Source organism: Janthinobacterium sp. GMG1 (assembly GCF_034427795.1).
Taxonomy (GTDB): domain Bacteria; phylum Pseudomonadota; class Gammaproteobacteria; order Burkholderiales; family Burkholderiaceae_D; genus Janthinobacterium.
On the sequence record NZ_JAXQNT010000005.1, the window covers coordinates 273,838 to 284,490 of the forward strand.

The window sequence follows — 10,653 nt, forward strand, 5'->3', positions numbered from 1 at the left end:
TTTTTTAGGCGAGCTTGCGTTGCGCCGCCTGGCGCTGGCGACAGTCGAGCGGGCAGTCGGCGCAGAAATCGAGCCGCAGCCGGTAGCGCAAACAGCACAGCTGGCGCTGGCGCACGTTCGCCACCAGGCGCGTGGGCTGGTGCAGGGGGTTGGCCAGCTGGTCCGGCCATTGCGCCGTGGCGCACAGGAAGTGCAGGTCGGCGGCGATGCGCGGCTGCGCCCCCATCAGCAACTGGCATTGCAGCAGCGTTTCCTCGGCGATCACGGCGGCATTGTTCCACAGCAGGCGCGGCGCCAGGCGGTATTGCGTGGCCAGCGCGTCCACCACCAGCGTCAGGTGGTTGCGCACCAGCGGTTGCAGGCGCGCGGCGCTATCGAGCGCGGGATGCGCCGCACCGGCGTCTTCCAGCACGAAGCGCAGCGGCGCGCCATCGGTATCGGCCAGGAAACGCACGCGGCCAGGGGCGAGCGGGAAGCACCAGCCGCAGGCGGACGACGCCGCCAGCACGGGCACGAGCAGGGCGTTGAAATACAGCTTGGACCAGGTCGACGCCAGCGCCTTGGGATGGGCGCCGGGAAAGCGCAGGGCAAACAGGGCCAGCGCCGCCGCGAGCTGCGGACCGTCGAGGAAGGCCTCGAGCGCGGTGCCGACGGGGGCGCTGGTGTCTGCTACGGCCAGCGCCGCGCCATAGGCGGCCAGCTCGCCATGAAACAGCTGGGGCAGGGGGCCGATCAGGCAATGCTGTGGACTTGGGGCTTGCTGGGGCAGGGACATGGTCATCGATTCTTCGTGGCACGGCACGTATAAATAAATACATGCTTTGGTTGCGGTAATAACAATTCTCATCTATTATCAGTTAAATGTAAATGTGAAGCATTCTCATTTGTATTCCCATTCTCATTAACGTCAACTGTAACTGATTCGGCACTACTTCTCTCATTGATGTCCTTCTGATTTCGAGGCTGTTTGCATGAACGTTTTCCTGTCCCTGATCCGGCGCTTCCGCGTGTTGCTGCTGCTTACTTCCCTGGCCAGCGTGTGCAGCGCGCTGGCTGGCATCGGCCTGATCAGTGCGATCAACCAGCGCATCGCCGCACCGGCCGCGCCTGGCGCGCATTGGGCCCTCGTCTTTGGCGCCTTGTTGCTGGTGCTGTTCGTCTGCGGCTTCGCGTCCCAGGCCCTGCTGACGGCGCTCGGCCACCGGGTGGTGTATGAAATGCGCCTGGTGATGCTCAAGCGCGTGCTTGATACGGGCATCGAACGCCTCGAACAGATCGGCGCGGCGGCCCTGTATGCGGCGCTGACCAAGGACGTGGCGGCCATCGGCATGGCCTTCAACCGCTTGCCCTTCGTGCTGTACAACGGCGTGCTGGTGCTGGGCGGCTTCGCCTACCTGGCCTGGCTGTCGTGGCAGCTGTTCCTGCTGACGATCGTCGCCGTGGGCGGCGGCGCCCTCTTTGCGCAAGTCATGATGCTGCGCATGCGCGCGCTGATGAAGCAGGTGCGCGAGACGGACGACGCAATCTTTGCCGGCTACGAAGGCGCCATCGAAGGGCGCTGCGAGCTGGCCCTGAACGCCACGCGCAAGCAGCTGTTTTTCGAGCAGGACTTCACGCCGGCCGCCGAACGGGCGCGCCAGCTAGAAGTGCGCGCCGATCGCTACTGGATTTTCAGCCTGAACTGGGGCGCCGTGCTGATCCTCGGCCTGGCCGGGCTGATGTTCATCGCCGGCGACTATTTCGCTGTGCCGGCGCAGGCCGTGGTGGCCTTCGTGCTGGTGCTGATGTTCCTGCGCATGCCATTGAACGACCTGGTCGAAGGCTTGCCGATGCTGTTGTCGGGCAGCGTGGCGCTGGAAAAGATCGACAGCCTGGCGCTCGAGGCGCATCGCGCCGGCTTCGACGTGCAGCCTGCCGCCGCGCCGGTGGCGCCGGGCCTGCCGCTGCTGGTCCTGGAGAACGTGCAATACCAGTATCCGCATGCCAGCGATGAATACGGCTTCCGTCTGGGTCCCGTCAACCTGCAACTGACGTCAGGCGAAATCGTCTTTATCGTCGGCGGCAATGGCAGCGGAAAGTCGACGCTGGCGCGCATCCTGACGGGCCTGTACCAGCCGTCCGCCGGGCGCGTCGAGCTGCTTGGCACGCCGGTCGGCGGCGCCAACAGTGCCTGGTACCGCAGCCATTTTTCCACCGTTTTTTCGAATTTCCACCTGTTCCAGGGACTGGTCGGGCCGCTGGGTACGTTCGATCCGGCGCTGGCGCAAGCCTTTTTGCAGCGCTTGCGCCTGGAGCGCAAGGTCACGCTGCACGCTGGCCGCCTGTCCACCGTGCGCCTGTCGCAGGGGCAGCGCAAGCGCCTGGCGCTGCTGATGGCGCATGTGGAGCAGCGCCCCATCCTGCTGCTCGACGAATGGGCGGCGGACCAGGACCCGCCATTCCGCGACTTCTTTTACCGCGAGCTGCTGCCCGAGCTGCGCCGTGGTGGCAAGACCATCATCGCCATCAGCCATGACGACCGCTATTTCGGCGTGGCCGACCGCGTGCTGCGCTGCGACGGCGGCGTGCTGCAGCCGCTGGCCGTGGCGCGCGGCGTGCGCGATAGCGCGGCGGACCTGAGCGCGGCCTGACGCGGCCCCTGCTTCTTATCTATTACCTGTCAACTGCACCCCATTCGCGATTCAGAACGAGGATACCAACATGGCCGAGAACGTACAGCATCACCCGAGGGAATTTGTCACGCAGCGTGCCGGGGCGGCGGCCCTGTACACCGCCGTCGACGGCGCGCAATTGATCGTCACGCTGGACGGCGTGGCCGTGCAGCGTTGGCAGATGGCCGGTGCTCCGGCAGGGCTGCAGCTGACCTTGCAGTCCGGCGGCGAGGGCGCGCTGGCGCGCGATGCGGCATTGGCTGCCTGTGAAACGGCGTTCGCGCTGTATCCGGGCGAAGCGGGCCTGCAACTGGCGGGGGCGCCACCCGCGCTGGCTGCGCAATTGCTGCAGGGCGCGGCATTGGACGCGGGCGCGGGCCTGATGCAGCTGCCTGCCCAGCGCTTCTGGCAAGAGTCGGGCGTCTGGCTGACACGGCCAGGCAGCGGCGCCTACCCCTTGCAATACGTCATGAGCCACGGCCAGCGCCACCCGCTGCGCGCGCCCAAGCCGTCCGGCCAGGTGTATGCGCGCCACATTCCCTGGCTGAACCAGGTACTGTCGCTGCGCACCGTCGATATCGACGGCGACCTGGCCACTTTTAACCGCTGGATGAACGATCCGCGCGTGGCCCACTTCTGGCAGGAGGAGGGCGACCTGGCCAGGCACCGTGCCTACCTGGAGCAATTGCAGGCGGATCCGCACATGCTGCCGCTGATCGGCTGCGCCGACGGCAGGCCGTTCGGCTATTTCGAGGTGTACTGGGCCAAGGAAAACCGCATCGGCCCGTATTGCGAGGCGGCCGATTTCGACCGTGGCTGGCATGTGCTGATCGGCGAGGAAGACGTGCGCGGCCGCCCCTGGGTGACGGCCTGGCTGCCGTCGCTGATGCATTACATCTTCCTTGACGACGTGCGCACGCAGCGCATCGTCGGCGAGCCGCGCGCCGACCACCAGCAGCAGATCAATAACCTGGACCGCAACGGCTTTGCCAAGATCAAGGAGTTCGATTTTCCGCACAAGCGGGCCATGCTGGTGACGCTGCTGCGCGAGCGCTTCTTCGGTGAGCGGCGTCTGGTGCCGCCTGGCGTGGCGGAGCATGAACTGAGCTATTTCAACCACCTTGCCACGCGAAGCGAGTGACCATGCAAGCCAATTACCTCGTGCATGACCTGATCGGCATCGGCTTCGGCCCGTCCAACCTGGCATTGGCCATCGCCTTGCGCGAGGCGGCCCCCTCCGATGGCGCGCTCGACGCCAGCTTCATCGAGCAGAAGCCCGACTTCGTCTGGCATGGCGACATGCTGCTCGACGACAGCCGCATGCAGATCTCGTTCCTGAAGGACCTGGTCACCCTGCGCAATCCGGCCAGCCCCTATACCTTCATCAATTACCTGCAGCAGCACGGCCGCCTGCAGGATTTCATCAACCTGAAGACCTTCTATCCCAGCCGCCACGAATTCAACGACTACCTGCGCTGGGCGGCCGGGCGATTCGCGGCCGATTGCCATTATGGCGAAGAAGTGGTGGCGGTCGAGCCGGTGCTGCATGACGGCGTGCTCGATCACCTGTGCGTGCGTTCGCGCCTGCATGGCGGCGCCGAGCGCCTGCGCCATGCGCGCAACGTGGTCCTCAGTGTAGGCGGCGCGCCGCACATCCCGCCGCTGTTCGCCGCCTGGCGCGACGACGCGCGCGTGTTTCACTCCTCGCGCTATTTGGCGGGGCTGGCCGCCTTGCCCCAGCCGCGCCGCGTGGCCGTGGTCGGCGCGGGGCAAAGCGCGGCCGAGATCTTTCTCGACCTGCAGGCGCGCGGCCCCGGCATGCAGGTCGACCTGATCGCGCGCAACGCGGTGCTGCGCCCGGCCGACGACAGTGCCTTCGTCAACCAGATCTTCAATCCCGAATATACGGACTATGTCTACCAGCGCGGTTCCGACGCGCGGCGCAGCCTGATCGATGAGCTGAGCAATACCAACTACGCGGTGGTCGACACGGGCCTCATCGAACGCATCTACGACCTGCTGTACCAGCAGAAGGTGCGCGGCAGCGAACGCCACCGCGTGCTGTTCGAGCATGAAGTGGCCAGCCTGCGCAGCGGCGACGATGGAAGCTTGCTGGCGGAATTGCGCCAGGTCGACGGCGGCCCCTCCGGCACTTGCCGCTACGACGCCGTGGTGCTGGCCACCGGCTACCAGCGACAGACCCACCGGCGCCTGCTGGCGCCACTGGCGCAGTGGTTCGACGTCGGCGACGTGGCGCGCGACTACCGGCTGCGCGGGCCGCAGGACTGCGCTGCGGGCATCTTCCTGCAAGGCTGCTGCGAAGACACGCACGGCTTGAGCGACACCTTGCTGTCCGTGCTGGCGATCCGCTCGCAGGAGATCGCCGACGCCATGCTGGAGCAGCGCCGCCAGTGGGGCCGGCCCGCCGCCGATGCCTTCAGTCGCAGGGAAAGCGCGCACGCCTGGTGAAATCCTATTTTTCATGCATGTTTCGAGGAGATGTTGATGTCCGTAGTTAAAAAAAGAGGCGCCCGGCGCATGGCGCTGTTGTCCGCATTCTCGGCCCTCTCGGCCGCTGGCGCCGCGTGGGGGCAACAGGATGAGGTGACCTTGAAGGAAGTGGTGGTGAGCGGCAGCGCCGACGAGCAAAGCGGCAATCCGCGCTTGCGCATCGGCTCCAAGCTGCCGCTGGCGATGCGCGAAATTGCGCAATCGGTCAGCGTGGTCACGCGCGACCAGATCGAGCAGCAGAACCTGGTCAATCTGTCCGACGCGCTGCGCCGCACGCCAGGCGTGACGGTGGAAAACAAGGATGCCAACCGGGCCATCTTTTACTCGCGCGGCTATGAAATCAATTCGGTGCAGCTTGACGGCGTACCCACTACCTACGATTTTCGCGTCAGCGCCTCGTCCGACCTGGCCCTGTTCGAGCGCGTCGAAGTGCTCAAGGGGCCGGCCGCGCTGTATGCCGGCACCAGCGGCACGGGCGGCAGCATCAACCTGGTGCGCAAGCGCCCGACCAGCGAACTGCGCGCCACGGCGGAGCTGAGCCTGGGTTCCTGGAACAAGCGCCGCGCCGAATTCGACGTCGGTTCCGCGCTGAACGCGGAAGGCACCTTGCGCGGCCGCGTCGTCGGCGTGGTGCAGGACAAGGACTTTTTCTACGATGACGCGCATGAGCGCAGCCACACGCTGTACGGCGTGGCCGACTATGCCTTCAGCCCGGCCACGCGTCTGACCGTGGGCGCCAGCACGCAATACGTGCGCGCCGCCGAACAGCCGTGGAATTATCCCGCCATGCTCGACCTGTCAAGCGGCAAGCCCGTGCTGTCGCTGCCCAGGATCCCGCGCAGGACGAATATCGGCGCCAATTTCAACCTGGATCAGTACCGCACCACCAACGCCTTTGCTGAACTCGAACACAAGATGGCCAATGGCTGGAGCGGGCGCCTGTCCGCCAACTGGCAGGAAAGCGGCCTCGATCGCATCCAGGCCTATCCGTGGAATCCGATCGATCCGGCGGACAACCTGGTGCAGCTGTACGTGGGCGGCGGCAAGGACCGCCAGCGCCAGTCCGGCCTCGACGTGAACGCCGGCGGGCCGTTTTCGCTGTTCGGCCGCCGCCACCAGCTGCTGGTGGGCGCCAACTACAGCAAGATGCGCTTTGCTTCGCCGTATTACCGGGGCGAATTCGACGAGAAAGTGGATATCTTCCGGCCGCGCCATGACTTCCCCCGCCCGGACTTCCTGCCGCTGGGGGAAGGGCAGAACCTGCGTTCGGAACAGTATGGCGTCTACACGAATGCGCGTTTCAGCCTCACCGATCCGCTGACCCTGGTGCTGGGCGCGCGCGCATCGTGGTGGAAGGGCCGCACGCAGGACTACACGCCGGACAGCTCGGTGGAAAGCCGCAACGAGGCGACGGGCAAGATCTCGCCGCAACTGGGCCTGATCTATGACCTGAGCCGCGACTACTCGCTGTATGCCAGCTATGTCGACGTATTCCAGCCGCAGGCCTTCGCCGGGCGCGATGGCACGCCGCTCAATCCACTGAAAGGCAAGCAGTATGAACTGGGCATCAAGGGCGAGAGCGCCGACCGCGCGCTGAGCGGCTCGCTGGCGCTGTTCCGCGTCAGCGAAAACGGCCGCGCCCAGTCCGTGCTGGTGCCGGACGGCGTCGACTACTACATCGCCCGCGGCAAGACGCGCAACCAGGGCCTCGAAGCCCAGGTCAACGGGCGCCTGCTGCCAGGCTGGGATGTGTATGGCGGCTACACCTATATCAACTCGCAGGAACTGGAAAGCCTGGACGGACTCGATTCGAGCGCCTTTTCCGCCATCGCGCCGCGCCACATGCTGCGCCTTGGCAGCAACTATGCATTTGCCGGCGACTGGAAGCGCTTCAGCCTTGGCGGCGGCGTGACGGCAGTCAGCCGCTTCTACAACAGCATCGCGGTGCTGGGCGGCGCCCAGCTGGCGCAGGGCGGCTATGCCACCGTAGATGCGCATGCCGCCTGGGCCGTCAGCGAACGCGCCACCCTGGCGGTCAATGTCAGCAACCTGTTCGACCGTCATTACTACCAGCGCATCAATACGCCGCAAAACGGCAACGTGATCGGCGAACCGCGCGCGCTGGCGCTGACCTTGCGCTTGAAGCTGTAAGCCCCTGACGGCCGCCGCCCGGTCCACGCCGGGCTGCTTATCCCATCGTACTCCGACGCCTCCATGACCACCAACCAAGACCAATTGCTTGCCCTGCTGCTCGACGATGAAACCGATGGCGTCGATGCGATACTGCCGCGCGCCCTCGATGGCGATGGCGCCGCGCCGCTGTCCTTCCAGCAGCAGCGCCTGTGGTTTTTGCAGCGCTACGAATCGCGCTCGACCGCGTATAACCTGTGCCGCGCGTTTCGCCTGGAAGGCCCGTGCGACGGCGCGGCCCTGCAGGCGGCGCTGCGCGCGCTGGTGCAGCGCCATGCCGTGCTGCGCACGCGCTTCGAGGAGCGCGACGGCTTGCCGCTGCAGATCGTCGAGGCACACGCCAGCCTGGCGCTGGGGCGCGAGACGGCGCCCGCGGCGGATGCCGCTGACGCCGAATGGCTGGCCGCACGGCTGCGGCGCGAAGCCGACACGCCATTCGACCTGGGCGCCGCGCCGCTGCTGCGCGCGACCCTGATCGATTGCGGCCACGAGCACGCGGTACTCATGCTGAGCATGCACCACATCGTTTCGGACGCCTGGTCCAATCCCGTGCTGATCCGCGACCTGGCGCAAGCCTACCGCGCCGCGCAGGCGGGCACGCCGGGCCTGCCGGCGCTGCCGCTGCAATATGCCGACTATGCGGCCTGGCAGCGCGCCATGCTGCAGGGCGCGCACCTGGATGCGGAGCTGGCCTACTGGACGGCCTACCTGGGTCAGGACGTGCCGGCGCTGAATTTGCCCGTGCTGGCGGACGACCCCGCGCCCGCGCAGGCGTCCGGCTGCCACGCGTTTGCGCTGCCGCCGGCGCTGGCCGGCGCGGCGCTGGCGTTTTGCCGCGCGCAGCAGTGCACGCCATTCGTGATCCTGATGGCAGCCTGGCAACTGGTGCTCGCCGGCTTGAGCGGCCAGCGCGACTTTGCCATCGGCGTGCCGAACGCGGGCCGCAACCGCCACGAAGTGCATGAGCTGATCGGTTTTTTCGTCAACACCCAGGTCTACCGCGCGCGCCTGGCGCCCGGCCTGACGGCGCGCACCCTGTGCCGCCGCTTGCGTGGCGAGGCGCTGGCCGCGCTGAACCACGCCGAGCTGCCATTCGAACTGCTGCTCGACGCGATGCGCATCGAGCGCGACCTGTCGCGCAATCCCCTGTTCCAGGTGCTGTTCAACCTGCGCCACGAAGGCGCGGCCGCTTCCGCCGTGCCCGTGCTCGATGGCTTGTCCGTCAGCCTGCTGTCGGAGGCGCAGGTCGAGGCCAAGTTCGATCTGTCGCTCGATGTCGCCATCGGCGCCGAAGGCGTGACGGCCAGCCTGGAATACCGTACCGCCCTGTTTGATGGGGCCGGCATCGCGGCGCTGGCCAGCTATTTTGTCAACGTGCTGGCGGCCATGCTGGAACGGCCCGATGCCGTGCTCGATGGGAGAGGCCTGTTGTCCGCCGCGCAGGCAGACGCCGTGCTGCGCCAGGGCCGCCATGAGGGTGGACCGTGGAACGACTTGCCCGTGCACGCGCAGTTCGAGCTGCAGGCCGTGCTGCAGCCGGATGCGCTGGCGCTGCTGTACCAGGACGAGGCGCTCACTTACCGCGCGCTGAATCTGCGCGCCAACCGCCTGGCGCACGCGCTGCTGGCGCAGGGCGCGGGGCCGGAAGTGCGCGTCGGCATCGCCGTCGAGCGCTCGGTCGACATGCTGGCCGGCTTGCTGGCCATCCTCAAGACGGGCGCCGCCTACGTGCCGCTCGATCCCGGCTATCCGGCCGAACGCCTGGCCTACATGATCGCCGACAGCGGCATGGCGCTGCTGCTGACGCAGGCGCCCGTGCTGCCGCACCTGGCGCTGCCGGCGGGACTGCCCGTGCAACTGGTGGAACAGCCATCCGCGCTGGAGCACGATCCCGGCCACGCGCCGCTGCCGCAGCAACTGGCCTACGTGATATACACGTCCGGTTCGACGGGCAAGCCGAAGGGCGTGGGCATCGCGCATCAGGCGTTAAGCCGGCATGCGCAAGTGTCCGTCGGCTTCTTTGGCTTGACGGCGCAGGACCGCGTGCTGCAGTTTTCGACCTTGAACTTCGACGGCTTCGTCGAACAGGCCTGGCCGACCCTGTGCATCGGTGCGGCGCTGGTCTTGCGCGGCCCGGAGCTGTGGGACAGCGAGACGTTTTACCAGGCGCTGCACCGCTACCGCATCAGCGTGGCCGATTTGACGACGGCCTACTGGTCGCTGCTGGCGCAGGATTTTGCCCAGCAAGGCCCGCGCGACTACGGCGCGCTGCGCCAAGTGCACGCGGGCGGCGAGGCGATGCCGCCGGAAGCGCTGCAGGCGTGGCGCCAGGCGGGCATGCGGCACATCCGCCTGCTCAATACCTATGGGCCGACGGAAGCGGCGGTGACGGCGGCCACGCTCGACTGCGCGCCCTACCTCGATGGCGCGGCGCCGGCGCAGATGCCGATCGGCCTGCCGCTGGCGGGACGCGCGCTGCAGGTGCTGGATGCGGACCTGGCATTGACGCCGCCCGGCGCGGCCGGTGAACTGTGCATCGGCGGCGCCTTGCTGGCGCGTGGCTATCTTGGCCGTCCTGCGCTGACGGCCGAACGCTTCGTGCCGGACCCGCACGGCGTACCCGGTGCGCGCCTGTACCGCACGGGTGACCTGGTGCGCTGGCGCGGCGGCCAGCTCGATTACCTGGGACGCATCGACCACCAGATCAAGATCCGCGGCTTCCGCGTGGAGCTGGGCGAGATCGAGGCGCAGCTGCTGGCGCAGCCTGGCGTGCGCGAAGCGGTGGCGGTGGCGCAGGACAGCGCCGCCGGCGCGCGCCTGGTGGCGTATGTCAGCCCGGCGCAACTGGATGTGGCGGCCTTGCGCGCGGCCCTGGCGGCGGCGCTGCCCGACTACATGCTGCCGGCGGCCATCGTGGCCCTGGCGCGATTGCCACTGAGCCCGGCAGGCAAGGTGGAGCGCAGCGCGCTGCCGGCGCCGGTGCTGGAAAGCGCGGCGTACGCACCGCCGCAGGGCGAACTGGAACAGGCGCTGGCGGCCATCTGGAGCGTCTTGCTGGGCGTGTCGCGCGTGGGGCGCGAGGATAACTTCTTTGCGCTGGGCGGGCATTCGCTGCTGGCCGTGCAGCTGGTGTCGCGCCTGAACCTGGCGCTGGCCGTGTCGCTGCCGCTGCACGCCGTATTTGAAACCAAATCCTTGTCCCTGTTGGCCGCCGAAGTCGCCACCTTGCAGCAACAAGCTTCACAACAATCGAGGATGGATGATCTCGCATCATTCCTGGATATCTTGGAGTCGACCTGAT

The 10,653-nt window shown here is 67.2% G+C and carries 6 protein-coding genes; 5 read left to right on the top strand and 1 reads right to left on the bottom strand.

Features of this window, described 5'->3' with window-relative positions:
* Positions 1–4 precede the first annotated feature (4 nt).
* Positions 5–781, bottom strand: a complete 777-nt coding sequence (gene fhuF / locus SJI03_RS16015) for a siderophore-iron reductase FhuF (RefSeq protein WP_322427849.1) — start codon at positions 779–781, stop codon at positions 5–7.
* A gap of 190 nt (positions 782–971) precedes the next feature.
* Between fhuF and SJI03_RS16020 the strand changes: the two genes are divergently transcribed.
* From SJI03_RS16020 to SJI03_RS16040, 5 genes are all read left to right on the top strand, one after another.
* Positions 972–2,630, top strand: coding sequence for a cyclic peptide export ABC transporter (locus SJI03_RS16020; RefSeq protein WP_322427850.1), 1,659 nt, complete (start codon positions 972–974; stop codon positions 2,628–2,630).
* A gap of 70 nt (positions 2,631–2,700) precedes the next feature.
* Complete coding sequence (locus SJI03_RS16025) at positions 2,701–3,792, top strand: GNAT family N-acetyltransferase (protein ID WP_322427851.1); 1,092 nt, start codon at positions 2,701–2,703, stop codon at positions 3,790–3,792.
* 2 nt (positions 3,793–3,794) lie between these two features.
* Complete coding sequence (locus tag SJI03_RS16030) at positions 3,795–5,120, top strand: lysine N(6)-hydroxylase/L-ornithine N(5)-oxygenase family protein (protein WP_322427852.1); 1,326 nt, start codon at positions 3,795–3,797, stop codon at positions 5,118–5,120.
* A 36-nt stretch (positions 5,121–5,156) separates the two neighbouring features.
* Positions 5,157–7,313, top strand: coding sequence for a TonB-dependent siderophore receptor (locus tag SJI03_RS16035; RefSeq protein ID WP_322427853.1), 2,157 nt, complete (start codon positions 5,157–5,159; stop codon positions 7,311–7,313).
* Between the two features lie 63 nt (positions 7,314–7,376).
* The gene (locus SJI03_RS16040) at positions 7,377–10,652 is read left to right on the top strand and encodes an amino acid adenylation domain-containing protein (RefSeq protein WP_322427854.1); all 3,276 of its coding nucleotides are present in this window, start codon (positions 7,377–7,379) and stop codon (positions 10,650–10,652) included.
* Position 10,653: the final 1 nt, after the last annotated feature.